This window comes from Arthrobacter sp. GW460-12-1-14-TSB2 (assembly GCF_059423525.1).
Genome location: NZ_JBWKYC010000017.1, coordinates 18,247 through 42,478 on the forward strand (window position 1 = coordinate 18,247; position 24,232 = coordinate 42,478).

The following is a 24,232-nucleotide window of genomic DNA, read 5'->3' on the forward strand; positions in this document are numbered from 1 at the left end:
TTACTCCGATACTTCTGCGGTGTGGGCTGATGCGGTGTGGTGAAGGAGGGAGGCTGCGGTGGCCACGGCGCCGGCAACATCACCGTCCTGCGGGTACAGGAGGGTCCGGCCGACGGTGAGGCCCTGCACGCCGGGGAGTGCCAGGGCGGCTTCCCACGTGGCGAAGACTTCGTCCTGGGTGCCCTCCGGGTCGCCGCCCAGCAGCACGGTGGGCATGGTGGTGGCGGCCATCACGCGCTCCATCTCGGCCACCACGGGGAGTTTCATCCAGGTGTACGCGCTGGTGGAGCCGAGGCCTTCGGCGATGGCGATGGACTTGATGACGGCGTTGGTGGAGAGGTCGTTGCGGACCTTGCCGTTTTCGCGGACGGACAGGAAGGGCTCCACCATGGCGATCAGCTTGCGTTCGGCGAGGGAGTCGATGGCCTTGGCCGTCGCCTCCAGCAGGGCCACCGTGTCGGGGTCGCCGAGGCAGATGCGGGTGAGCATCTTGCCGCCGTCGGCCCCCAGAGCCTCCAGTGCAGCGGCGGTGTGGCCGGTGAAGCGGTCATCGAACTCGTTGACCAGGCCGGACAGTCCGCCGCGGTTCATCGAACCGAAAATCAGTTTGCCGTCGAGCGCACCGAGCAGCAGCAGGTCGTCCATGATGTCCGGGGAGGCGAGCACGCCGTCCACATCCGGGTTGGCCAGCGCGATCTGCAACCGGTCCAGCAGCTGGCGGCGGTCCGCCATGGCCACCGGATCATTGCCGACGGCGAGGGCGCCGCGGGCCGGGTGGTCGGCTGCGACGATGAAGTTCTGCCGGCCGTACTTCAGGCCGGGGTGCCGGCGCCGGGCCTTGGCGGCGCGGGCAACAGCGTCCGGGTCCTCCAAGCGGATGGTGCTCAGGTGCGCGTAGCGGCGGGGATCGTCGTCCAGGGCATTGTTCGAGGCGATGGGTGTGAGAGTCACAGTGCTGCTCCTTCAGTGGCGAACTGACCGGGAACCAGGCGGCCGCGCTCGGCCAGCAGCGAGGTGACCTCGCCCGGCGTCGGCATGGCGTCGGCGCAGGACAAGCGGGAGGCGACGATCGCGCCGGCGGCGTTCGCGTAGTCGAGGACCTCGGCAAGGCTCCAGCCGGACAGCAGCCCGTGGCAGAACGCTCCGCCGAACGAGTCACCGGCACCAAGGCCGTTGACGGTCTCCACCGGAACGGGGACGGACACCACACGCTCGGTGCGGGTCTTGGCCATCACGCCTTCGGGGCCGAGCTTGACGACGGCGATTTCGACGCCTGCGGCCAGGAGGCGGTCTGCCTGCTCGTCCGGGGTTCCCTCACCCACAGCCACGGCGCACTCCTTGTCGTTGCCGATCGCCACCGTGACATGCGGCAGGATCCTGGCAACCTGTGCCCGGGCTTCCTCTTCCGACGCCCAGAACATGGGGCGGTAGTCCAGGTCGAGGACGGTGTACTGGCCTTCCTTGAGGCCGGCCTGAGGGCGGGCCTCGTGGGCCTTGATGTGCGCTTCACGGCTGGGCTCCTGGCACAGTCCGGTCACGGTGGACCAGAAGATCCGTGCGTCCCGGATGGCGTCCAGATCCAACTCTTCGGCCTTGATCTGCAGGTCCGGTGCCGTGGGGAAGCGCCCGTAGAAGTAAAGAGGGAAGTCTTCCGGCGGCTTGATTGCGCAGAACGTCACTGCGGTAGGCCATTCCTTCACCGGTGTAACGAAAGTGTCGTCCACGTTGAACTTGCGCAGTTCACGGTGCAGGTACTTACCGAAGGCGTCGTCGCCGGTGCGGGTGATCACTCCGGTTCGGCGGCCGTGCCGGGCGGCTGCCACAGCCACGTTGGAAGGGGATCCACCGAGGTACTTTCCGAAGGACGTGACATCCTCCAGATCAACCCCGATGTCGTTCGGGTAGATATCAACGCTGATGCGCCCGATCGTGAGCAGTTCGTGGGTCACGGTAATCGCGGACCTTTCTGGTTTGAACTCTGTACCTCTGAACAGATAGAGCTCCGGTTCCTGGCGGACCCCCGTGAGCGGGGCCACAACCACTACTTTGCCCTAGAATTATTGTCCTGTCAAAGGTTTGTACTGACATATTTACAACTTGGCATAGCGCACCGAAATGGCAGCCTCAGGGCCACGCATCGCAGGCTCAGGGCGGGGCTTATTTCCGCGGAACGGCCAGCTCGCCGGTGACATACTGGGCCCGCCCGAAGCCGAACGACCAGTCGCCGGCAGTGTTCTCCACGTACCCGATGAACACATCCTCACCGGCCACTCCCAGCTCCGCCAACCTCCCGGCGATGGCTGCAAAGAGGGACTGCTTCGCCTCCTGGCTCCGGCCGGCCTGGGTAAAGATCTGGATCATCACCACATCCGGCGTGCGCTCAAAGCCGAGTCCGGCATCCTGGGCGAAGATCTGACCGCGGGAGTGTTCGGTGAGGACGTGGAAATAGTCGCGCTCCGGAATCCCGTACTCGGCCAGGATCGCATCATGGATCCCCCGACTGAGGCGGCGCAGATCCTCGGGGCTGCGCCCCTGGTTCACATCAATTCGTACCAGCGGCACATTAGCTCCTTCAGTAGTTTGTCCTGACATACTAACAAAGTAGATCCGCGAAGAACAAGACCTGCCGGAAATGACCTCTTGCCGGCGATCCCTCTTCGGGTATAGCCTTAAACAACCAAGAGGTTGATAAAGCAGTTGATTGATTACGTATTCGCTGTTTTGACACCGGGCAACGGGGCGGGGTGATTGGCAGGCCATGGACACCGGCGACGACGAACTGCTCGATGCAGCCTTCCTGGCCCTTGCCGACCCGGTCCGACGCCGCATCATCTCCCGGCTCAGCCGGGGCCCGGCCACCGTAAACGAACTGGCGGAACCCTTCGCGATCACCAAGCAGGCGGTCTCGAAGCACATCCAGGTCCTCGAGCAGGCACAGCTGGTCACGCGCACGCGTGAGGCCCAGCGCCGGCCCGTCCACCTGAACCCCGCACGGCTGGAGGCGCTCACCGCATGGATCGACCAGTACCGGCTGGTCCGCGAGGGGCAGTTCCGCAGCCTTGACGCCGTGCTTCAAGCAAATGCCGCCCCACGCGGCACTCAGGCAAAGGATTCGTGATGAGCAATTCCCTGAAACTCACTGTTCCGGAGGGGCAGCCCTTCATCGAGTACGAGCGGGAGTTCGATTTCCCGGTGGCTGACGTCTTCCGTGCCCACAAGGAGCCCGAGCTGATCGCGCAGTGGCTTGGCCCCCGCGGCCTCCGGATGGACATCGACCACTACGATTTCCGGACAGGCGGAAGCTACCGCTACACGCACACCGCCCCCGACGGTCAAAGCTACGGCTTCAACGGCATCTTCCACACTGTCCGCGAGAACGAGTTCGCCGTCCAAACCTTCGAGTTCGACGGTTACCCGGACGTGGTCAGCATCGAGTACCTCACCTTCGAGGACCTGGGCGGCGGCCGGTGCCGTCTGACAGGCCACTCCGTCTACCCCAGCCAGGAGGCCCGCGACGGTATGGCGCAGTCCGGCATGGAGGGCGGCATGACGGAGGGCTACGAGCGGCTCGACGAGCTCCTCAGCGGCGCCGACGCGGGCGGCGCCGACGCAGGCACCGCCACCATGGGCACCTCCACCCTGGGCACCTCCGCCACGGGCCAGACGGAGGCCGGAAAGGTGACGGCATGAGCAACGCACTGAAGCTCGTGGCCCCGGAGAATGTGCCGTTTGTGGACTCCGAGCGGGAGTTTGATTACCCGGCGGCAGCCGTCTTCCGCGCCCACTCCGATGCGGAGGCCTTCCGGCAATGGATCGGACCGCGGGAACTGAGCACGAGGATCGACGTTTTCGACTGCCGGCCGGGCGGAACGTACCGCTTCGTGCAGGAGGGGCGGGACGGCCGCCAGCACGCCTTCCGGGGCGTCTTCCACACGGTCCGCGAGAACGCCTTCGTGCTGCAGACCTTCGAGTACGAAGGCTACCCGGACACCGTCACGCTGGAATTCTCAACATTCCAGGACCTGCCGGGGGGACGCTCCAGGCTCACCGGCCGGTCCGTCTACCCCAGCGTCGAGGCCCGGGAGAAGTTCCTCACCGACGGCATGGAGTCCGGCATCGCCGCCGGCTACGACCAACTGGACGAACTGCTCGGCAAATAGCGCGAACGGACACTTGGGGCCGTCCGTTCGGGGGGCCCAACTGTCCGTTCGCGCTGCCCCGGATGTGGGCGCTGGAACTGCCGGTTAAAGCACGACGGCGTCCGGTTGCCTTCCTGGGGAAGGCGGCCGGACGCCGTCGTACTCTAGAACGTTTCTGCGTGGAGGGGCGTGACCTAGAGGGTCGCGAAGACCTCGCGCAGGAGCTTGGCGGTCTCGGACGGCGTCTTGCCGACCTTGACGCCGGCAGCCTCGAGGGCTTCCTTCTTGGCCTGTGCGGTGCCAGCCGAACCGGAGACGATGGCGCCTGCGTGGCCCATGGTCTTGCCTTCCGGAGCGGTGAAGCCTGCCACGTAGCCAACAACGGGCTTGGTGACGTGAGCCTTGATGTAGTCAGCTGCACGCTCTTCGGCGTCGCCGCCGATCTCGCCGATCATGACGATCGCCTTGGTCTCGGGGTCGGCTTCGAAGGCTTCCAGTGCATCGATGTGCGTGGTGCCGATGACGGGGTCGCCGCCGATGCCGATGGCGGTGGAGAAGCCCAGGTCGCGCAGTTCGTACATCATCTGGTAGGTCAAGGTACCGGACTTGGAGACCAGGCCGATGGGGCCCTTGCCCGTGATGTTTGCCGGGGTAATGCCCACGAGGGCCTCGCCCGGGGTGATGATGCCGGGGCAGTTCGGTCCGATGATGCGGGTGACCTGCTTGCCGTTGGCATCAACCGTGGACTGAGCCAGTGCCCAGAACTCGGCGGAGTCCTGGACCGGCACGCCTTCGGTGATGACAACAACCAGGCCGATGCCGGCCTCGATGGCTTCAACGACGGCGTCCTTGGTGAATGCCGGGGGGACGAAGACGATGGAGACGTCGGCGCCGGTCTCGGCCATGGCTTCCTTGACGGTGCCGAAAACGGTGATTTCGTTATCGCCATGCAGGACCGTGGTGCCGGCCTTGCGGGCGTTGACGCCGCCAACAACGTTGGTGCCGGCCTTGAGCATCAGGGCGGTGTGCTTGGAGCCTTCGCCGCCGGTGATGCCCTGGACGATGACCTTGGAGTCCTTGTTCAGATAGATAGACATGGTGCGTCCCTTTACTTAGCTGCGTTGGCGAGCTCGGCGGCCTTGTCGGCGCCCTCGTCCATGGTGGCGGCCAGGGTAACCAGCGGGTGGTTGGCCTCGGCCAGGATGCGGCGGCCTTCCTCGACGTTGTTTCCGTCGAGGCGGACGACCAGCGGCTTGTTCGCGGAGTGGCCCAGCTCGGCCAGTGCTCCGACGATGCCCTTGGCCACGGCGTCACAGGCGGTGATTCCGCCGAAGACGTTCACGAACACGGACTTGACCTGCTCGTCGCCCAGGATGACGTCCAGGCCGGCTGCCATGACCTCGGCGGAGGCTCCGCCGCCGATGTCCAGGAAGTTGGCCGGCTTGACGTTGCCGTGGTTTTCACCGGCGTAGGCAACGACGTCCAGGGTGGACATGACCAGACCGGCGCCGTTGCCGATGATGCCGACTTCGCCGTCCAGCTTGACGTAGTTCAGGTCCTGCGCCTTGGCCTTGGCCTCGAGCGGGTCAGCAGCGTCCTTGTCTTCCAGGAGTGCGTGCTTGGCGTGCCGGAAATCGGCGTTCTCGTCCAGGGTCACCTTGCCGTCAAGGGCAACGATGTCGCCGGCGCCGGTCTTGACCAGCGGGTTGACCTCCACCAGGGTGGCGTCTTCCTTCTTGAAAACGTCCCAGAGCTTCAGGATGACGTCGGCGACTTTGCCGCGCAGTTCCTCAGCGAAGCCGGCAGCGGCAACGATTTCGTCGGCCTTGGCCTGGTCGATGCCCACTGCGGGATCGATGGCGACCTTGGCCAGGGCGTCGGGGCGTTCGACGGCGAGCTGTTCGATTTCCATGCCGCCTTCAACCGAGCACATGGCCAGGTAGTTGCGGTTGGCCCGGTCCAGAAGGACGGAGAAGTAGTATTCTTCGGCGATGTCCGCGCCCTGGGCAATCATGACCTTGTTGACCGTGTGGCCCTTGATGTCCATGCCCAGGATGTTGGTGGAGTGCTCCAGCGCCTCATCGGCGGTCTTTGCGACCTTAACGCCGCCGGCCTTGCCGCGGCCACCGACCTTAACCTGTGCCTTGACGACAGTTACGCCGCCGATCTTCTCGGCAGCTGCCTTTGCTTCTTCAGGGGTGTGCGCCACGATGCCAGCAAGCACGGGTACACCGTGCGCCTCGAACATATCGCGCGCCTGATATTCAAACAGGTCCACGGTTTAGTGTCCTTCTACGTCGAAGTAGTTTCTGTACAGCCGGACCCCACGTAATCGTGGTTACCGGGCTGCGGAATAAACGCACCCTGCGACAGGTTAGGAAACGAGCCACACGGCGCAATGCTCCTCTCGGAACTCTAGTCCTTTCTTCGGACCGGCCCGTTCCAGAGTACCCGTTATGTGAGTAAGGACACTATTCTATGGAGCGTAGAAAAACCCCTAGATTACGGGGATTTTGGCGCCCCTGACGGCGTTACGGTGGGGTCCGCACCCTCTCCGGAAACTAGTTCGTAATGGTCCCGCGAAATGAAGAAAGCAACGCCCGCAGACACGTTTCCGCAGGCCACGCCGTCGTTGTAGGCCGAGCAGCGCAGGCCGTTCCGCTCAAGGTTCTGTCCGTCCGCCAGGACGGGCAGCTGGGAGATGGGGCCGGCTTTGGTGCCCTTGGGCCCGAATTCCGCCTCCATCCGGGTCACGCCGGAGCGGCATTCCCCGTAGGTCGCTTTGTCCGGGGTGAGCAGCGCGGCGCCGCCGAGGTAGCCCAGGCCGGTGCCGGCACAGTCGTCCGTCACGTCGGCGGCCTCGGGTTTGGGGTACGCGGCGAGTTCACAGTGGGCCACCGGGACGATTGCCAGCTTGTTGTTGGCGGCGTCGCCATAGGCGTTCTGCTCGTACGGCAGGTTGATGTGCTCGCCGCGTTGCGAAGTCAGCGAGCAGACGGCGCTGTGATCGGCAGTGACGAAACTCAGCACACCTTCGCCCGCGGAGAACGGGGCGGCGTCCGCCACCGGGGCCTGCTTGAGCTGTTCCAGCGCGGGAAGCGGCGGCGGCGGGACGTAGTCCGGGTCCTCCCGGGTGATGGTGCACGAAGTGCAGGCCAGCAGGATGAGGGCGGCCAGGATCCCCGGTACAGTCCGTCGCATGGGCTCCATTATGCCGTCACCGGCTAGGAGCCGGCGGCAGCGGACCCCGGCCAGAAACTGCTGGTTCATCCCCGCGCGACAAAGGCACGGCGCTACGGACCAGGCACTTTGTAGCGTGCGGGCGGTGTAGATTCGGCTCGAACGGGCAAGTTCGACGCGGCAGAACCGGCGCAGAACAGAAACGAGCGATATCTTGAACCAGCATTTTCATTTCTTGGAATCTATGGACCCCATCAGGGCAACCTGGGAGTCGCCGGACGAGATTGTTGCCGAAACGTACTCGCACGTGTTCGTCGAGACCTTGATGAGCCTTGCGTTTGGCCGCAGCATCGTCGTTCACCAGTCGGCCGCACTGGATTCCTATGCGTTCCAGCAAGTGCTCCTAGATTTTAAGCGGGCACATGATCAGGTGGCCGGGTCCCGGCCCGGATTTAGCGGCAGGGGGCCCGCTCCGGTGATGATTCATCTCTTCAATGCCGACTCCTTCACCGAATCTGTGGCCAAGATTTTGAGCAGTATGGCGCCGGCCACCGACACCGATCGACCCGTTTCCGCTCAGGCAATGCCATTTGAAAGCTCCATGTACGCCGATCTCAGCGGCGACATGCGGCTCCACTCAATAGCACAAGAAATCCGTTCCGGTTCGGTCAGCGGTTTCATGAATCTCATCGGATCTGAGCGAGCCAGTCTCTTCGAAGGCGTGTGGGATTGGTTCGGCTCCGTCCGCAGAAATGGCCCTGACAGGCTGGAGAAGGTCATCCGGGCGCTGCCGGCTCCTTACGTCAGCATTCCGGAGATGCTCGCGCCGATCCTCGATCCGGGTTCGGATTTATTCCGACGACCGGAGGGCGACGCATACACCTCCAACCCGACTGCTAAGACTCTCATCCCGGCACTGCGCCAACTCGACAAGCTGGCTACGGGCAAGGAGGCATTTGCTCATCGGAGTAGGCTCTATGGCTCTTGGCCATGGGATGAAGGGGGCAACACGGCGGAGGACATAGTCGGCCTGGAGTCTCTCACCCTTGTTCGTGAGGTCATAAATACTATGTACAACAGGGTGATCGTCAACTCCATCGGCATAGCCTCGGCGTCCTATTCAACTGCCATGGGCGACCCAAGAGATGTGAGCAGCGAATTTACGGCTCAACAGCTGGCCCTTGAGGCCTACGGCTACGCCACCCGGGACCGCCGCGGGGGAGCTCAGCGCCAAGGCGGCAACACATTGAGCCCCACCCAGGTTCGTATCAGCGGTGCGGAGGAAGGCCCGCGGGCTTCGGTCATGGAGCTCTTCGAAGGAAATAGGGCCACCGAGGCGTTCCGGGCAGTCCTCGAGATTCGTGAGGATCAACGGTGGAAATCCGGCATCGAGCTGATAGACGCGGCTCGGCATAAGGGAGACCAGGCAGCCATCGATGATGCCGTAGACAGCCATGTCGACTTAGTCGCGCGTGCCCTCTCCGGGAAGTGCGTCCTGGACAAAACCAGCGGCGGTACCATTCGGCTGGCCGTTCAAAGCGTGGGAGCGGCAGCCGTGTCGGAAGCTGCGCAGGTTCTGACAGGGACTTTCAACATGTGGCTCCCGGTTGCCGCGGCCGCATTCGCTGCGGCCGCTCCGCGAATTCAGGAGGGTTTTTCTCAGCACGGAAAATACAAGAAGGCCCGGGCAGCGCTCGGTGACATGGTCGGAACGCCTAGGTCTGAGCGATGAGCCACGAAATTACGAAGGTGACCGAGCGGCTAGTTTATGAGAACGGATTCGTGAGGTTGTATGACGATGACGTCCGGTTTCCGAACGGTGCACCTGGTCGCTATCTCCGGCTGGAAGCCGCTCTTCCAGGAAACGCCGTCGTGTTGTTGCCCATGCACGGGACCAAGATCGGACTAGTCCGTACTTTTCGGTACGCCTTGGGCAAGCTGGTTTGGGAACTGCCGCGCGGCCTTTCACACGGCACAGATTTAGGTGAAACGGCGGAGAACGAACTCAGGGAAGAACTCGGCATCGATGTGGCCGACTTCAAGATCCTTGGATTCATCACACCGGATTCCGGTCTCCAGAGCGCTCGAGTGGCCGTGATGTCGGCGAGGGTCGCCGATATGGGCCGTGGCCCGGACGACTCGGTGGAAGTAGAACGGGTCCAGTGGGTCGAGACAGCACAACTTGAAGACATGATACGTAGCGGCGAGGTCGAGGACAGCTTCACAATCGCGGCGTACGCGCTTTCCCGCCTGCTCGAGTCACCCCGGACACACGAAAACTCCATGCCGCCGGAGCCAGAGTCGCAGCAGCCTCACACCAGCCTTCATTGACTTTCCGTGGGGTAGGTGATTTCCGGCGCCAGGAGCGTTGCCTGCGTTGCGCCGCTAGGCGTCCAGTTTGGTCAGCGGCGCGTACCTTAGCAATAGCCGCTTTTCGCCAACGCTGAACTTCACCTTCGCGACCGTCTTGTCGCCGGCGCCTTCAACGGCCAGGACCGTGCCGTTGCCGAAACTTGTGTGGTTGACCTTGTCCCCCACGCTAACGGCCACCACTTCCTTTTGCGGCTGCACTCGGTTCTTCGCGACGGCGGCGGGCACGTCGGCGTTGAAGCCGGCGGAAGGGCTCGCAGCGTTACCTCGGGCTGTGCCGGCGCCCCAGAACGAGCCGCTGTACCGGCTGGACCCGATGGCTGCGCCGCTCCCCCAGCCGCCGACCTGGCGGCTGGTGCCTTCGCGCCGCCATTCCACCAGTTCTGCCGGGATCTCCTCGATGAACTGGCTGGCCGGGTTGTACTGGCTCTGGCCCCACATGCTGCGGACCTCCGAGCGGGTGACGTACAGTCGCTTCCGCGCACGGGTCAGGCCCACGTAGGCAAGCCGGCGCTCTTCCGCGAGTTCCTTGGGATCCGTGGCGGACCGCTGGTGCGGGAAGAGGCCGTGCTCCATGCCGGTCAGGAACACCACCGGGAACTCAAGTCCCTTCGCCGTGTGGAGGGTCATGAGCGTGACAACGCCCAGCCGTTTGGCTTCCGCGACGGCGGCATCAATATCCGCGCCGGGGGCGTCCGGGATCTGGTCCGCGTCCGCAACGAGCGAGACCTGCTCCAGGAAGGCGCCCAGGGATCCTTCGGGGTTTTCCTGTTCGTATTCGCGCACGACGGCGACGAGTTCGGCGAGGTTCTCCACGCGGGACTCGTCCTGGGGATCCGTGCTGGACCGCAGGCCGGCAAGGTAGCCGGTCTGCTCCAGGACGGCTTCCAGGGCTGCCGCCGCGCCGGAGCCGGTGGCCACCTCCGCGAGGTCGTCCAGCAGTTTCACGAAGCCCAGCACGGCGTTGACCGAGCGCGTTGCCATCCCGGGCGCGTGGTCGGCGCGGCGGGCGGCGGCCATGAACGACGTGCGTTCGCGTTCGGCAAGGGCCGCCACCGCACCCTCGGCACGGTCGCCGATGCCGCGCTTGGGCTCGTTGAGCACCCGCCGGAGGTTGACGTCGTCGTCGGGGTTGACCAGGACGCGCAGGTACGCGAGGGCGTCCTTGATTTCCTTGCGCTCGTAGAAGCGCGTGCCGCCCACCACCTTGTACGGCAGCCCGACGCGCACCAGCACATCTTCAATCGAGCGCGACTGGGCGTTGGTGCGGTAGAAGATGGCGACGTCGCCGGGACGGAGGTTGTCCTCGTCCTGCAGCCGGTCGATTTCCTTGGCGATGAACTGGGCTTCGTCGTGTTCGTTTTCGCCCACGTAGCCGATGATCTTGTGGCCTTCGCCCTCGGCGGTCCAGAGCCGCTTCTCCGGCCGGTTGGGGTTGCGGGAAATCACCGAGTTGGCGGCGGACAGGATGTTCTGGGTGGAGCGGTAGTTCTGTTCCAGCTTGATGGTGCGGGCGTTAGGGTAGTCCTTTTCGAACTCCACAATGTTGCGGATATCGGCGCCGCGGAAGGCGTAGATGGACTGATCCGAGTCGCCCACCACGGTCAGCTCGGACGCCCCGGGTCCCTCGCCCACAATTTCGCGGACCAGCGCGTACTGGGCGTGGTTGGTGTCCTGGTATTCGTCCACCAGGACGTGACGGAAGCGCCGCCGGTAGGACTCGGCGAGCGCCGGGAAGGCGCGGAACATGTAGACGGTCTCGGCAATGAGGTCGTCAAAGTCCATGGCGTTGGCCTGGCGCAACCGCTGGGTGTAGCCCTTGAAGACGTCGGCCACGGCTGATTCGAAGGGATCGTTGTGGTTCGCAGACAAGGCGTACGAGTCGGCGTCGATGAGTTCGTTCTTGAGCGCCGAGATCTTGTGCTGGATGGCCTTGGGCGCGAATTTCTTGGGATCGAGGTCCAGGCTCTTGGACACCTGCGTAACAAGGCGGAGGGAGTCCGCGGAGTCATAGATGGAGAAGTTGGACTTCAGCCCGACGTTCGCGGCCTCCTGCCGGAGGATGCGCACGCAGGACGAGTGGAAGGTGGAAATCCACATGATCTTGGCCTTGCCGCCGACCAGCGCCTGGATTCGCTCCCGCATTTCCGCGGCCGCCTTGTTGGTGAAGGTGATGGCCAGGATCTCACCGTGATGCGCCTGCCGGGTGGCGATGAGGTACGCGATCCGGTTGCTGAGAACCCGGGTCTTGCCGGATCCGGCTCCGGCCACGATGAGCAGTGCGGTGCCGGAATGCTTGACCGCTTCCTCCTGCTGGGGGTTGAGGCCCTGCAGGAGTTCATCCGCCCCGGGCAGGCGCGGGTGCGCCCGTTCCCGGTCGGATTCCTGCCCGCCGTTCCCATAGAGTGCCGGCTCTTCCCCGCCCCCGGGGCGCGACTTGGTGAGCGCTGCCGCTCGCGGGGCAGCCTTGAACGGTCCGTCAGCGTAGGGGTCAAACAACATATCCATGGTGCTATAAGTCTAGGCGGTGGGGCCGACACTATCTTCCGGGCCGGCCGGCGTGCTCACTCCACCGAGCCGGCCTCGAGGGCGGAACGGAGCTGCCGGACCGCCGTCGTTCCGCCTGCCATGAACCATTCCAGCCCGTTCACACGGACTGTCTCGGCGGCGCCGCCGGCGGCGATCACGATTGCCTGGCCGGGGAGCCAGTCCCATTCGGGGCAGCTGTGCTGGAACCAGCAGTCCAGTTCGCCGTCGGCCACCCGGCCCAGGTCGCACGACCCCGAGCCGAACATCCGCAGCGCCGCTGCGGCGGTGGCCGCGGCGTGCCAGGGCATGGCGCACAGCGGGTCCGCGAGCCAGGACGGGTGGATGTAGGTTGCGGCACCCTGCTCGGCCAGCGGCCTCTGGGTCCTGGCCCCGCCGTCTTCCTGGAAGGACGTGAGCCGTTCACCGTTCAGGGTCGCGGGCCGGGTGGTTCCGCCCAGCCACAGCTTGTCCTCTTCGGGCTGGAAAATGGCACCAAGCACCGTGCCGGCGGGGTCCTTGAGGGCGAGCGCGGAGCACCAGTACGTGGAGCCGTGCAGGAAGTTGTAGGTGCCGTCCACGGGGTCGATCACCCAGGTCCGTCCGCTGCTGCCCTTGACGGAGGCACCTTCCTCCCCCAGGATGCCGTCGTCCGGCCGGCAGCGGCGCAGCTGTTCGAGGACGTAGGCTTCGGCGGCGTGGTCGGCGGCGGTGACAACATCGGAAACCGACGTTTTTTGCTGCCCTTCCAGGCCGCCCTGGCGCATCATGAGGGCCAGCATCCCGGCTTCCCTGACCAGGGCTTCGGCCAGCTGGTAGTCGTCCAGGCCCGCGTTCAGTTCAGCCGCGCTGTGCCTGCCAAGTTTGTGTCTTCCTAGTTCCGTCACGCGTCCCAGCCTATCCGGGGCCACCCGCAAGGGACAGGAACTGGGGAGGAACAGCAACAGGAACAGAACCGGCGATAATGAACGCATGGCCAAGACACCAGCACAGCGGATCAAGAAACACGGCGCCAAGGCGTCCGTTCCCCAGCATCATCTGCCGCCGGTGATCAACCCGACCACCCGGCGGACCCCGGAGAAGGCGCAGAGCAACAGCAGCCTGATCCTCATCGCGGGCGTGGTGGCCAGCCTCTTCCTGTTCTGGTACCTGCACTTGCTGACCCTGAACCAGCTCACCCAGCTCTCCGGCGGCCTGCCCATGCCCGATTCCCTGATCGGCGGCTTTGACCAGGGCTTCGTGGACCAGCTGAGGGCGGCCATGAACGAGGACGCCCGCGGCCAGCTCAACTACCTCCACAAGACGGCGGGCACGCTGTTTCCGCTGATCTTCGCGTTCACCTGGCTGCTGCTGATCGGGACCAACGTGGCGCGCAAACCCCTTCGCTGGGCGCTCTGGGCGCTCCCCCTGCTGTTCGCGGCCGTCCGGTTGTGGGGAAACGCTGCCATTGATTCGATGATGTCCGCGTCAACGCTCGACGCCGGACAGGTAGCGCTCGCGTCAGTGCTCACCCTTTCCGGCTGGGTACTGCTCGTGCTGAGCCTGCTGGCCGGCGGGGCCGCGGTGTTTATCGGCCGGAAGCCGCGGAAGTAGGTCCCGCGGCCGCGGCACGCGCAGCTTTCCGCGCCCTCAGTTCCTGCCGCACCCGCTGGGCTATCACCAGCCCCGCCGTGGCCAGGCCGATCGTCACCGGGTAGCCCATGAAGCGCTCCAGCGTGCCCGGCTCGGGCACGGCCATCCCGGTGGCGCCGCCGATCACCAGCGCGCCGAAGGAAACAGCCCCGCAGGCGAGGATTAACCAGCCCAGGGGAGACTGCCTCAGCCACAGCACCCCCAACAGCAGCAGTGCCAGCGCGCCTCCGATGAAATACATCAGGGCACCGGTCAGATGCACGGCAAACCAGCCTGCGTCCTCGGGCACCAGGCCCACGATGATTGTCCCGGCTCCGGCGGTGAAGGTCAGGACCTTGGCAGCGAGGGCGGTGAGCCAGGGAACGCGGTGGCCCGGGCCGAAAGCGAGCCGGACACCGGGACGGGCCGCCACGCACAGGAGCGCGGAACTGAGGAGCAGTGCTCCCGCCAGCATGCCCAGCCCCTGCACCACGAACGAGGCATTCATCAGCGCGTGCAAGGGCGAGCAGACGTCCCGGTCTTCGTAGATCCCGCAATGCGTGGCCCCAAGGTCACTGATGTAGCCGATCCGCCGGTCGTAGGGTTCCGGCCCGGCCCACGCCGCGATCACGGCCGACTCCGCCACGAAGTATTGCAGCACGCTCAGCTTGGCCCACGCCCCGAAATACTCCCGGGCGGAGGCGATGTCCGGGAGGAACCCGGCCCGGTAGGACGTTGCTGGTGTTGCTGCAGTCATGCCAAGAGCGTAGTACGGGCCCGCACCTTGTATGCTTGTATCCGTGCCCGAACAGGACGGCCTGTGCCAACCGCTTCGGACGCCCGCCCTCGTAGCTCAGTGGATAGAGCACGGCTCTCCTAAAGCCGGTGTCGTTGGTTCGATTCCAATCGAGGGCACTTGAACTTCCACCTGCGCGCGTACCTGCTGGGCAGCTGGTCCGTGGAGCGCACCCTGTGGGACCGCAGTTCCGGTACCCGCGGTACCTTCACCGGCGTCGCCCGGTTTTCCCCCACCGACGACGACGGCGGCCTTGACTTCCACGAAGAAGGCACCGTTCGCTGGCCTACTCCGGACGGCGGTGCGTTCACGGGTCCGGCAAGCCGGAACTACATCCTGCAGCCTGCGGATTCCCCCGACGCGATGGACATGACGTTCCCCGACGGACGGCCGTTCCACCGCATGAGCTTCCAGGAAGCGGCCAGCCAGGACAACCATTGGTGTGATCCGGACACCTACCGCGTGACGTACGCCCTCCGCGGACCCGACGAATTCAGCTATTCCTGGGATGTCCAGGGGCCGCGGAAGGACCTGCTCCTGGAATCGGTCCTGCGGCGGCTCGGGCCGGGCACGGATGGGCTAGGGTCGTAGCCGTGAAAGACCGCATTGTTGTGTCCGCCGTTTGCGTCTACGACCGCGCCGGCCGCCTGCTGACCGTCCGCAAGCGCGGCACGGACAAGTTCATGCACCCGGGCGGCAAGCCCGAACCCGGCGAAACGGCAGCCCAGGCCGCCTCCCGTGAACTGCTGGAAGAAGTGGGCATCGTGGTGGCGCCGGAAGATCTCCAGCTCATGGGAGTGTGGCTGGCCGATGCCGCCAACGAGGCCGCCACGGACATCGAGGCCACGGTTTTCACCGCCCCCGGAACCTGGCACGCCCACCCGTCCGCGGAGATAGCCGAAATCCGCTGGCTGGACCTGGCCGGCGAGCTGCCGGCCGACCTTGCACCCCTGTTGACGGACCACATCCTGCCTGCCCTCGCCGCCGGCCGCAGGTAGTTTCCAGCGCTAGAACTCCGGCACAGCCTCTTCCACCACGGCGCTCGCTTCGGCAAACTGCGTGCGGTACAGCTCCGCGTACCGGCCTTCCGCCGCGAGCAGTTCGCTGTGGGTACCGCGCTCCACGATGGTGCCGTCCTCCACCACCAGGATCATGTCGGCCGCGCGGATGGTGGACAACCGGTGCGCGATGACGACGGCGGTGCGGCCCTCGAGGGCGGCGCCCAGGGCCTCCTGGACCGCGGCTTCGTTGGTGGAATCCAGGGCCGCAGTGGCCTCGTCCAGGATCACGACGCGCGGCTGGGCAATGAGCAGGCGGGCTATGGTGAGGCGCTGGCGTTCGCCACCGGAGAGCCGGTAGCCGCGCTCCCCCACCACCGTGTCCAGGCCGTCCGGGAGCGACCGGATCATGTCCTCGAGCCGGGCCTGGCGCAGCACGTCCCACATGAGCTCGTCGCTGGCCTCCGGCCGTGCAAGGCGCAGGTTGGACGCGATGCTCTCGTGGAACAGGTGCCCGTCCTGCGTCACCATGCCGAGCGTGTGCCGCATCGAATCGAAGGTGAGATCGCGGACGTCCACCCCGGTCCCCGGCGTGGTTCCGCCGAAGCGGACGGCGCCGGAATCGACGTCGTACAGGCGCGAGAGCAGCTGGGCGATGGTGGACTTTCCGGCGCCCGAGGAGCCCACGAGGGCGACCGTCTGGCCGGGTTCCACCCGGAAGCTGATGCCATGCAGCACCTCTTCGCCGCCGCGGGTGTCGAGCGTGGACACGTCCTCCAGCGAGGCGAGCGAGACCTTGTCTGCGGAGGGGTAGGAGAAGCGGACGTCGTCGAACTCCACGGACAGCGGCCCGGCGGGCGATGACACCGCATCGGGCTTCTGCTGGATGAGCGGCTTGAGGTCCAGGATCTCGAAGACCCGTTCAAAACTGACCAGGGCGCTCATGATCTCGACCCGGGCGTTGGAGAGGGCGGTGAGCGGCGCATAAAGGCGGGTGAGAAGCAGTGCCAGCACCACGACGTCGCCCGCGGCCAGCTGCCCCTGCAGCGCCAGGAAGCCGCCCAGCCCGTAGACCAGGGCAAGAGCCAGCGCCGAGACGAGCGTCAGGGCGGTCACGAACGTGAACTGCAGCATCGCCGTCCGTACGCCGATATCCCGGACGCGTCCCGCGCGGGCGGCGAATTCCCGGGACTCCTCATCCGGGCGGCCGAAGAGCTTCACCAGGGTGGCGCCGGGGGCGGAGAAGCGTTCCGTCATCTGGGTGCCCATGGAGGCGTTGTGCTCCGCGGCTTCCCGGCGCAGGTCGGCCAGCTTGGAGCCCATCCGGCGGGCGGGGATGAGGAAGATCGGCAGCAGGATCATGGCGAGCACGGTCACGAGCCAGGACTTGCCCAGCATCACCACGAGGGTCAGGGCGAGGGCCACCACGTTGCTCACGACGCCGGACAGGGTTCCGGCGAAGGCGGACTGCGCGCCAATCACGTCGTTGTTGAGGCGGCTAACCAGGGCGCCGGTCCTGGTGCGGGTGAAGAAGGCGATTGGCATTTTCTGCACGTGGTCGAACACCTTGGTGCGCAGGTCCACGATCACACCCTCACCGATGGTGGAGGACAGCCAGCGGGTGACCAGCCCCAGGCCGGCCTCGGCCACCGCCACCAGTGCGATGAGCACGGCCAGCCGGATCACGACGTCGGCACCCGCGCCGGCGATGATGGCATCCACCACCTGCCCGGCAAGGACGGGGGTGGCCACGGCAAGGACTGCCATGGCGATGGACAGTAGCACGAAGGCGATCAGCTTGCCCTTGTGCGGACGGGCGAAGCCGAACACCCGTTTCAGCGTTGCCTTCGAGAACGGCTTCGATCCGCTCGAGGCGCGTGTGATGTTGTAAAGGGAGCTCCACGCTACCCGGTCCATGCTCATCGTGACTGGCCTTTCGTGGCACGTTCATTGGCGCGGCCTGCGTCGCGGTGCGGCGATCCCGCGCCGGCAAGCTGTTCGGTCACCACACCGTCCTCGACGTTCCAGCGGACGTCCAGGCGCACGTTTTCCAGCAGCCGCCGGTCATGGGTCACCAGGAGCAGGGCGCCGTCGTAACTTTCCAACGCTTCTTCGAGCTGTTCGATCGCGGGCAGGTCCAGGTGGTTGGTGGGCTCGTCCAGGACCAGCAGGTTCACGCCGCGCGCCTGCAGGAGCGCCAGCGCCGCGCGGGTCCGCTCGCCCGGGGAAAGCGAGTCGACCGGGCGCGAGGTGTGATCCGCTTTGAGGCCGAATTTGGCGAGCAGAGTGCGGACTTCGGCCGGGGTCAGGTCCGCCAGGACAGCTTCGACGGCGTTACCCAGGTTGAGGTGCCCGGCCAGCAGGCCGCGGGCCTGGTCGATCTCGCCAATGGCCACCGAGGCGCCCATGGCGGCATTGCCGGAATCGGGCTCCCGGATTCCAAGCAGGAGCCGGAGAAGCGTCGACTTGCCGGCCCCGTTGGGGCCCGTGATGCCGATGCGTTCGCCGGCGTTGAGCTGCAGGTTCACCGGTCCCAGGGTGAAGTCGCCCTGGTGTACGACGGCGTCCCTCAAGGTGGCCACTACCGCGCTGGACCGCGGCGCCTGGCCAATGCTGAACTGCAGCTGCCACTCCTTGCGGGGTTCCTCCACCTCATCGAGCCGGGCAATACGGGACTCCATCTGGCGCACCTTTTGGGCCTGCTTCTCCGATGATTCGGTGGAGGCCGCACGGCGGATCTTGTCATTGTCAGGGCTTTTCTTCATGGCGTTGCGCACGCCTTGGGAGCTCCACTCGCGCTGGGTCCTGGCGCGGGAGACGAGATCCGCCTTCGTGGAAGCGAACTCTTCGTAGCGCTCGCGGGCATGGCGCCTCGCGACGGCGCGTTCCTCCAGGAACGCCTCGTAGCCGCCGTCGTAGACCGCCACGGAGTTCTGGGCCAGGTCCAGTTCGACGATGGTGGTGACACACCGTGCCAGGAATTCACGGTCGTGGGACACCAGGACCACACCGCCGCGGAGGCCCTGCACGAATGCTTCCAGCTTGGCCAGCCCATTGAGGTCCAGGTCGTTGGTGGGCTCATCGAGCAGGACCACGTCGAAGCGGCTCAACAGCAGGGCGGCCAGCGCCACCCGTGCGGCCTGTCCGCCGGAAAGTCCGGTCATCAGGGCTTCCGACCCCACGTCCAGGCCAAGGTCGGCCAGGACCGGCGCAATCCGTTCGTCAAGGTCGGCCGCGCCGGAGGCCATCCAGCGGTCGAATGCCAGGGAGTAGGCGTCATCGGCGCCGGGGGCGCCGGACCCCAGGGCCTCGGCGGTGGATTCCATGTCCGCCGTTGCCTGGGCGCAGCCGGTTCGGCGTGCAACGTAGTCCGCCACGGTTTCCCCGTCCACGCGCTCGTGCTCCTGCGGCAGCCAGCCCACGAAGGCATCGGCCGGGGCCAGGCTCACCGAGCCCGCGAGGGGCTGGTCCACACCGGCCAGCAGCCGCAGCAGGGTGGATTTGCCGGCACCGTTCGCTCCAACGACGCCCACGACGTCGCCGGGCGCCACTGTGAGGGAAAGTTTTGAGAAGAGTGTGCGGTGGTCGTGACCGCCCGAAAGGTCTTTGGCAACTAGGGTTGCAGTCATTAGTCCATCCTCTCACTGCGGCCCAAAACGGCCTGAAATCCCGCCGGGCATGGAGGAACCCGCTGGTCCGGACTTGGGGGGTGTACGGACCAACGGGTTCGACCATCTAGCATAGTTCATATACCCCCCGCCGTAAAATCGACCGACGAATCCAGCCCGCCCCACCCCGCAGGAAGCCATCCATGCCACTCCCCGCCAAGGCGTTCCAACGCTGGCTTCACGGAATTGCACCCCAGGCGAGCACTGCCGATATCTGCAGGATTTCCGGGGTCAAGCGGACCACGTTGGCGCAGCAGCTGGTCCGCGGAAAGGTGGCGGAAAGCACGGTTGTCAGCATCAGCCGGGCCTTCAACATCAACCCCGTGGCGGCACTGGCCACCTTTGAAAACTACGGTGAGCTCGGTGGAAGCCCGCTGCTTCCCACCGCTGCGGAGCTGGTCAGCCAGATCGCCACCATGGATTTGCTGAAGGCAGTCATTGCCCGCTCCGCCGAGGCGTCGCGTGCGGGCGACGCGGACCAGCCACAGCCGGCTCCGCCGCTGACTCCCGTTCCACATGCGACATCGGTGAAGAACTGGGTGGACGCAATCGACGACGGCGAGCTGCGGCACCGGGTGTCGGCGGCCACGGGAATCGCCCCGCAAAACTACTCCGCGCAGCTGACCGCCAACCGGCTGACGCCCGAACTGGCCATCGCCACGGCCAAGGCGGCCGGCACCGGCCTGACCGGCGGCCTGGTAGCCAGCGGCATGATTACCGAGGCGGAGGCCGGGTGGCCGCGTGGCGCGCGGCAGGCTGCTCTGGACGCTTTGTCCGATGGCGAGCTCGCCGCCCTGGCAGGTGACCGGCTGCAGTCGCTGGGGAAGACCCTCAAGCGCCAGGAACAAGACCACGAACAAACCAAGACGATCTGGGAGAACCTCGGATGATCGAGATCCTGCAATGGTCCACGCTGGCAATTTGCTGTGCCGCCGCGGTGGCCCGAATTCCAAGTGCCGTCAGGGGTGAGAACAGGTCGCTCTTCTATATTTTCGTATTGGCCACCCTGGCGATCCTCCTGAGCATTGATGGCCCGTACATCGCCATCGACCGGCTGCTCGGCGGCACCAACTTTGCCAACCTCATTCTCCGGTTCGTCATCTTCGGAGTCATCCTCCTGGTCGGGTACCGCATCGCCAAGGCGTTCGGTGCCCCGGCGAGTATCCGTCTAATTCTGGGCCCTGTCGGACTAAGTATCCTTGCGGTGATTGCCGCGGCTACCATTGTTCTCTTCCTTCTGGCTGACACGGCCGGCAGTGTCACAGGGCTCACCACGCTGCCGTCGAGAAGCCCCCAGAACGCACAATTGATCAGGCTCTACGCTGGTGCGGGCCGACTGTACCCTGCCTATATTGCAGCGTGCTTGCTGCCTGCCACTTACGCTGCAATATCGTCAAGGCTGCCCGGGGGCGTCCGCATAGGCGCAGGGCTGCTGACGCTCGGCTTCGCAGCGTTGGTTCTTGGCACTTTCTACCCGCTCCTCCCTGTCGGGTTGGGGCATTTGGAAGCGGTGGTGAACTACACAGGCGCGATCGCTTTCATCATGGGGCTGATAGCGATTTGGATCTGCCGGGTACGGACTCAAGCAGAAGCGCGCAAGTCATCTACTGCAAAGTAGACTTAGTGCTTTCACAAAATCATTAGAACGTGAGAGAATCATGAAAGTGTGAAAGTGGGTGCGGGCCGGGGTCGTGAATGGGGATAATCCGTTCGGCGCCGGTCGGCCACTGAGCGCTATTGGGGGGATGAGTGGTGGCGGGCCGTTGGGGACCGCCCCCACTCAGCCTGTTTAACGGCTGGATGGCAGCGGCCCAGTGCCCTGGCGGGCTCGTGCCTTAGCGGGCAAAACGCAGGGTGACCAGCTGGAACGGCCGCAGCGCCAGCTTTGCGGAGTCCCTGCCCGCGGCAACGCCCGGGTCCTTAACCGGACGCTCCAGCAGATCCACTGCCTGCACTTCCCTCGTCTCAAAGTTGGCTGTCACCAACCCCTCGGACCGCTCGCCCAGCGACTCATAAAGACGCACAATGACGTCGCCGGACCCGTCCTCCGCCAGCTTCACCGCCTCCACTACGATTCCCTGGTTGAACACCGTAAACAGCGGGCTGACGGCATTGGCGCCCTTCATGATGCGAGGGGTGAGGTTGGTCCGGTAGCCCTCTTCCACGGCGTCGGCGATGGCCGCCCCGGGCCTGATGGTCACCAGGAGCTCGTGCCGCCCGCGGTCGGCGCCGGGGTCCGGATACTTGGGTGCGCGCAGCAGGGAGGTGCGAACGGTCGTGGTGGTGCCGCCGTCGTCCCTTACGCTGCGGGTGACGTCGTGCCCGTAACTGGAGGCGTTGGAGACTGCTACGCCGTAGCCCGGCTCGGCCACGTGGATCCAGCGGTGCGCGCAGATTTCGAACTTGGCCGCTTCCCAGGACGTGTTGGTGTGGGTTGCCCGGAAGACATGCCCGAACTGCGTCTCCGACGCTGATCGGTCCGCGCGGACGTCCAAGGGGAAGCCGATCTTGAGCAGCTTTTCGCGTTCCTGCCAGTCAACGGAGGTCAGGATGCCCAGTGAGCCGGAACCGGCCTCCAGCGAAATCCGCTGGGTGATCGCCGACGATCCGGCCAGCCGTTCCACGACCACGACGGCGTCCCAGCCGCCCCGCTCCAGCGTCACCGAACGCGCTTCGGTCAGTGAGGTGACGTTGCGGCGGTAGAACTCGTCAATGTCCCATGCGTCCCATTCGTTGGGTGTGTCGCGGTGGAGTTCCAGGTGGTTCCCGAACTGGCCGGGGGCAATCGCTTCGCGGCCGCTGGCGTGGTCGATCAACGAGGTCAGGAGTCCGTTGGAGTCCAGTACGGCCCGGATCACGCCGTTATCCAGGATGTATCCCCCGCCGGATTCGGTGACCGTCACCGGGTGGTCACTGCGGACCGGCTCGGCAGCAGCCAGCGCAGGCACGCCGCTGCGTTCGTGCGGGGCGGCGTTAAGCAGGAACTCGCGGCTGCCCTCGCCGAGCACGGCACGGGCCGCGCCGGCAATGATGGAGTCCAGGGCATCCGAGATGGCCTCGTAGTTCCGCTCCGCGTCCTGGTGGACCCAGGCAATCGAACTGCCCGGCAGGATGTCGTGGAACTGTTGCAGCAGGACCAGCTGCCAAAGGCGCTTCAGCTCCGCCGCCGGGTAGGTGAAGCTGCCGGCAGTGCGGACGGATGCCGTGGCGCACCATAGTTCGGCCTCCCGGAGCAGGTGCTCGCTTCGCCGGTTGCCCCGTTTCGTCTTGGCCTGGCTGGTATATGTTCCGCGGTGCAACTCCAGGTACATCTCCCCCACCCACACGGGCAGGGACGAGTATTCGGCCTGCGCCTGGCTGAAGAAGTTCGCGGCGGTTCCGATCCGCACTTTCGGGGACCCTTCGAGGTCGGCCGTGCGGTGGGCCGCGGCGATCATCTCCCGGGTGGGGCCTCCGCCGCCGTCGCCATAGCCGAACGGAACCAGGGAAACGGTGCCGCGGCCGTGGTCCCGGTAGTTCCGTTCCGCATGCGCCAGCTCCCGCCCGCTCAGCTCGGAGTTGTAGGTGTCCACCGGCGGGAAGTGCGTGAACAGCCGCGTGCCGTCGATGCCTTCCCAGTTGAACGTGTGGTGCGGCATCCTGTTGACCTGGTTCCAGGAGATCTTCTGGGTCAGGAACCACTTGCTGCCGGCGGCCTTGACGATCTGCGGCAGCGCGGCGGAGTAGCCGAAGGAATCAGGCAGCCAGGCTTCCCGGCACTCCACCCCAAACTCATCCAGGAAGAACTGCTTGCCTTCGATGAACTGACGGGCCATGGCCTCTCCGCCGGGCATGTTCGTGTCCGATTCCACCCACATGCCGCCGACCGGAACGAATTGGCCGGCTTTGACCTTCTCGCGGATGCGGCCGAACAGCTCCGGGTAGAACTCCTTCATCCAGGCGAGCTGCTGCGCGGACGAACAGGAGAACACGAAGTCAGGAGACTCGTCCATCAGTGCCACGACGTTGGAAAAAGTGCGTGCACATTTGCGGATGGTTTCACGGACGGGCCACAGCCAGGCCGAGTCTATGTGCGCATGGCCCGTGGCCACCAGCTGATGGGCCGAGGCGTACGCCGGGCGCGAGAGCACCTCAGCCAAGGCAGCACGGCCCGCTGACGCTGTGCCGCTGACGTCGTCCGGGTCCATGACCTCCAGCATCCGCTCAAGGGCACGCAGGATCTCGTGGCGGCGCGGCAGTTCCATCGGCAGCTCGTGCATGAGCCCGCTGAGCGTCCAGACATCCTGCTGGAGTTCCCAGACGGTCTGGTTGAGTTCGGCGATGGCGATGGTGCCCAGCCGGTACTTGGGTTCGCTTCCCGCTGTTTCCTTGTCGCCGTAGGGCATCGCTGCGAACGTCCATCCCTGCGCGACGTCGGGGTTGGCGGCTGCTTCCACGTAGAAGTCCACTGCCATCCCGCTTCCGAGGAGCTTCAGGGGGATGTACTGGTTCCGCGGCGAGATGGCCTTGATGATGGTGCCGTCCGGCCGCCACGCAATTCCCTCGCACTGGAATCCCGGCAGTTCGCGGGTGAAGCCGAGGTCCACCACGATCTCCACCGCGGTATCCGGAGCAGTACCCCAGGAATCGGGCACTTCGCCCTGCAGCCTCAGCCACTTCGTGCTCCAGGGCCTCCCCCAGGCAGTTCCGTGTTCCAACGGGGCGAAGTCGTGGCGGAGGGCTTCCATGACGGAAACAGGCTCGTCCGGAACGTCCCAGCCGGTCAGGCTCAGCGGGACGCTGCGGGTGTACACGGCGGGGTCCACCCGTTCACGCATGAAGCGGTCAAGACGGACTTCCGTGATGCGGCGGTCGTCGTGCAATGTGGTCCTCTTTATACCTGTGGTCTGGAAGCTGACGGCTGGTTCGCGGTATTCGCCTTGGCGTTGGCTTCAGCTTATGCGC

General features: G+C 65.5%; 21 protein-coding genes, 1 tRNA gene and 1 pseudogene. 11 read left to right on the top strand and 12 right to left on the bottom strand.

Annotated elements, in window-relative coordinates; genetic code table 11:
- The 3 genes from AC07YR_RS17885 to AC07YR_RS17895 form a co-directional block, all read right to left on the bottom strand.
- Window positions 1-951, bottom strand: coding sequence for a Cgl0159 family (beta/alpha)8-fold protein (locus AC07YR_RS17885; protein ID WP_055797682.1), 951 nt, complete (start codon window positions 949-951; stop codon window positions 1-3).
- Entirely contained in the window at window positions 948-1,949 is a 1,002-nt protein-coding gene (gene iolC, locus AC07YR_RS17890; protein WP_494734723.1) for a 5-dehydro-2-deoxygluconokinase, read from the bottom strand. The genes AC07YR_RS17885 and iolC overlap by 4 nt, the downstream gene beginning before the upstream one ends.
- Window positions 1,950-2,157: 208 nt before the next feature.
- Window positions 2,158-2,562, bottom strand: a complete 405-nt coding sequence (locus AC07YR_RS17895; RefSeq protein ID WP_494734724.1) for a tautomerase family protein — start codon at window positions 2,560-2,562, stop codon at window positions 2,158-2,160.
- Between the two features lie 196 nt (window positions 2,563-2,758).
- On the opposite strand from AC07YR_RS17895, the gene AC07YR_RS17900 reads away from it, so the two are divergent.
- The 3 genes and pseudogenes from AC07YR_RS17900 (at window position 2,759) to AC07YR_RS17910 (ending at window position 4,160) form a co-directional block, all read left to right on the top strand.
- Complete coding sequence (locus AC07YR_RS17900) at window positions 2,759-3,118, top strand: ArsR/SmtB family transcription factor (RefSeq protein WP_436056757.1); 360 nt, start codon at window positions 2,759-2,761, stop codon at window positions 3,116-3,118.
- Window positions 3,118-3,591: pseudogene (locus AC07YR_RS17905) on the top strand (SRPBCC family protein); the annotation flags it as partial. The gene AC07YR_RS17900 and the pseudogene AC07YR_RS17905, both read left to right, overlap by 1 nt.
- A 95-nt stretch (window positions 3,592-3,686) precedes the next feature.
- Complete coding sequence (locus AC07YR_RS17910) at window positions 3,687-4,160, top strand: SRPBCC family protein (RefSeq protein ID WP_436056756.1); 474 nt, start codon at window positions 3,687-3,689, stop codon at window positions 4,158-4,160.
- A gap of 173 nt (window positions 4,161-4,333) precedes the next feature.
- On the opposite strand, the gene sucD is transcribed toward AC07YR_RS17910, so the two are convergent.
- The 3 genes from sucD to AC07YR_RS17925 form a co-directional block, all read right to left on the bottom strand.
- Complete coding sequence (gene sucD, locus AC07YR_RS17915) at window positions 4,334-5,236, bottom strand: succinate--CoA ligase subunit alpha (protein WP_494734725.1); 903 nt, start codon at window positions 5,234-5,236, stop codon at window positions 4,334-4,336.
- Window positions 5,237-5,247: 11 nt separating this feature from the next.
- Complete coding sequence (sucC, locus tag AC07YR_RS17920; RefSeq protein ID WP_011690680.1) at window positions 5,248-6,417, bottom strand: ADP-forming succinate--CoA ligase subunit beta; 1,170 nt, start codon at window positions 6,415-6,417, stop codon at window positions 5,248-5,250.
- Between the two features lie 224 nt (window positions 6,418-6,641).
- Window positions 6,642-7,349, bottom strand: a complete 708-nt coding sequence (locus AC07YR_RS17925; RefSeq protein ID WP_436059255.1) for a hypothetical protein — start codon at window positions 7,347-7,349, stop codon at window positions 6,642-6,644.
- Between the two features lie 184 nt (window positions 7,350-7,533).
- Between AC07YR_RS17925 and AC07YR_RS17930 the strand changes: the two genes are divergently transcribed.
- Window positions 7,534-9,051, top strand: coding sequence for a hypothetical protein (locus AC07YR_RS17930; protein ID WP_494734726.1), 1,518 nt, complete (start codon window positions 7,534-7,536; stop codon window positions 9,049-9,051).
- Window positions 9,048-9,650, top strand: a complete 603-nt coding sequence (locus tag AC07YR_RS17935) for an NUDIX hydrolase (RefSeq protein WP_436056754.1) — start codon at window positions 9,048-9,050, stop codon at window positions 9,648-9,650. The genes AC07YR_RS17930 and AC07YR_RS17935 overlap by 4 nt, the downstream gene beginning before the upstream one ends.
- A 54-nt stretch (window positions 9,651-9,704) precedes the next feature.
- Here the strand turns inward: AC07YR_RS17935 and pcrA are convergent, their stop codons facing one another.
- Window positions 9,705-12,197: a DNA helicase PcrA gene (pcrA, locus tag AC07YR_RS17940; RefSeq protein WP_436056753.1), complete on the bottom strand. Its 2,493-nt coding sequence runs from the start codon at window positions 12,195-12,197 to the stop codon at window positions 9,705-9,707.
- Between the two features lie 56 nt (window positions 12,198-12,253).
- On the bottom strand, window positions 12,254-13,102 hold the full coding sequence (locus AC07YR_RS17945) for an inositol monophosphatase family protein (protein ID WP_055797656.1): 849 nt from the start codon (window positions 13,100-13,102) through the stop codon (window positions 12,254-12,256).
- Window positions 13,103-13,187: 85 nt separating this feature from the next.
- On the opposite strand from AC07YR_RS17945, the gene AC07YR_RS17950 reads away from it, so the two are divergent.
- Window positions 13,188-13,808, top strand: coding sequence for a hypothetical protein (locus AC07YR_RS17950; protein WP_494734727.1), 621 nt, complete (start codon window positions 13,188-13,190; stop codon window positions 13,806-13,808).
- Here AC07YR_RS17950 and AC07YR_RS17955 read toward each other — a convergent pair.
- Window positions 13,783-14,583 carry a DUF998 domain-containing protein gene (locus AC07YR_RS17955; protein WP_494734728.1) on the bottom strand — a complete coding sequence of 267 codons (801 nt, stop codon included), beginning with the start codon at window positions 14,581-14,583 and terminating at the stop codon, window positions 13,783-13,785. The two genes, AC07YR_RS17950 and AC07YR_RS17955, sit on opposite strands and share 26 nt — an antisense overlap.
- Before the next feature lie 85 nt (window positions 14,584-14,668).
- Between AC07YR_RS17955 and AC07YR_RS17960 the strand changes: the two genes are divergently transcribed.
- The 3 genes from AC07YR_RS17960 to AC07YR_RS17970 all read left to right on the top strand — a co-directional run bounded on the left by AC07YR_RS17960 (window position 14,669) and on the right by AC07YR_RS17970 (window position 15,620).
- A tRNA-Arg gene (locus tag AC07YR_RS17960) sits at window positions 14,669-14,741 on the top strand.
- Between the two features lies 1 nt (window position 14,742).
- On the top strand, window positions 14,743-15,213 hold the full coding sequence (locus AC07YR_RS17965; protein ID WP_494734729.1) for a DUF6314 family protein: 471 nt from the start codon (window positions 14,743-14,745) through the stop codon (window positions 15,211-15,213).
- 2 nt (window positions 15,214-15,215) lie between these two features.
- Complete coding sequence (locus tag AC07YR_RS17970) at window positions 15,216-15,620, top strand: NUDIX hydrolase (protein ID WP_494734730.1); 405 nt, start codon at window positions 15,216-15,218, stop codon at window positions 15,618-15,620.
- Window positions 15,621-15,629: 9 nt separating this feature from the next.
- Here AC07YR_RS17970 and AC07YR_RS17975 read toward each other — a convergent pair whose 3' ends face one another.
- Both AC07YR_RS17975 and AC07YR_RS17980 read right to left on the bottom strand, forming a co-directional pair.
- Window positions 15,630-17,543: an ABC transporter ATP-binding protein gene (locus tag AC07YR_RS17975; RefSeq protein WP_436056748.1), complete on the bottom strand. Its 1,914-nt coding sequence runs from the start codon at window positions 17,541-17,543 to the stop codon at window positions 15,630-15,632.
- The gene (locus tag AC07YR_RS17980; RefSeq protein ID WP_436056747.1) at window positions 17,540-19,249 is read right to left on the bottom strand and encodes an ABC-F family ATP-binding cassette domain-containing protein; all 1,710 of its coding nucleotides are present in this window, start codon (window positions 19,247-19,249) and stop codon (window positions 17,540-17,542) included. The genes AC07YR_RS17975 and AC07YR_RS17980 overlap by 4 nt, the downstream gene beginning before the upstream one ends.
- Window positions 19,250-19,431: 182 nt before the next feature.
- On the opposite strand from AC07YR_RS17980, the gene AC07YR_RS17985 reads away from it, so the two are divergent.
- Window positions 19,432-20,178 (top strand): hypothetical protein, encoded by a 747-nt coding sequence (locus AC07YR_RS17985; protein ID WP_436056746.1) that lies wholly within the window; start codon window positions 19,432-19,434, stop codon window positions 20,176-20,178.
- Complete coding sequence (locus tag AC07YR_RS17990; RefSeq protein ID WP_494734731.1) at window positions 20,175-20,906, top strand: hypothetical protein; 732 nt, start codon at window positions 20,175-20,177, stop codon at window positions 20,904-20,906. Before AC07YR_RS17985 ends, AC07YR_RS17990 begins: the two co-directional genes overlap by 4 nt.
- 217 nt (window positions 20,907-21,123) lie before the next feature.
- Here AC07YR_RS17990 and AC07YR_RS17995 read toward each other — a convergent pair whose 3' ends face one another.
- Entirely contained in the window at window positions 21,124-24,150 is a 3,027-nt protein-coding gene (locus tag AC07YR_RS17995) for an alpha-mannosidase (protein WP_494734732.1), read from the bottom strand.
- Between the last annotated feature and the right edge of the window lie 82 nt (window positions 24,151-24,232).

Bases quoted from the DNA above. Each gene is read 5' to 3' on its own strand.
- AC07YR_RS17900 (WP_436056757.1), top strand. From the start codon at position 2,759: ATGGACACCGGCGACGACGAACTGCTCGATGCAGCCTTCCTGGCCCTT.
- AC07YR_RS17910 (WP_436056756.1), top strand. From the start codon at position 3,687: ATGAGCAACGCACTGAAGCTCGTGGCCCCGGAGAATGTGCCGTTTGTG.
- sucD (WP_494734725.1), bottom strand. From the start codon at position 5,236: ATGTCTATCTATCTGAACAAGGACTCCAAGGTCATCGTCCAGGGCATC.
- AC07YR_RS17925 (WP_436059255.1), bottom strand. From the start codon at position 7,349: ATGGAGCCCATGCGACGGACTGTACCGGGGATCCTGGCCGCCCTCATC.
- AC07YR_RS17935 (WP_436056754.1), top strand. From the start codon at position 9,048: ATGAGCCACGAAATTACGAAGGTGACCGAGCGGCTAGTTTATGAGAAC.
- pcrA (WP_436056753.1), bottom strand. From the start codon at position 12,197: ATGGATATGTTGTTTGACCCCTACGCTGACGGACCGTTCAAGGCTGCC.
- AC07YR_RS17950 (WP_494734727.1), top strand. From the start codon at position 13,188: ATGGCCAAGACACCAGCACAGCGGATCAAGAAACACGGCGCCAAGGCG.
- AC07YR_RS17955 (WP_494734728.1), bottom strand. From the start codon at position 14,583: ATGACTGCAGCAACACCAGCAACGTCCTACCGGGCCGGGTTCCTCCCG.
- AC07YR_RS17975 (WP_436056748.1), bottom strand. From the start codon at position 17,543: ATGAGCATGGACCGGGTAGCGTGGAGCTCCCTTTACAACATCACACGC.
- AC07YR_RS17980 (WP_436056747.1), bottom strand. From the start codon at position 19,249: ATGACTGCAACCCTAGTTGCCAAAGACCTTTCGGGCGGTCACGACCAC.
- AC07YR_RS17985 (WP_436056746.1), top strand. From the start codon at position 19,432: ATGCCACTCCCCGCCAAGGCGTTCCAACGCTGGCTTCACGGAATTGCA.
- AC07YR_RS17990 (WP_494734731.1), top strand. From the start codon at position 20,175: ATGATCGAGATCCTGCAATGGTCCACGCTGGCAATTTGCTGTGCCGCC.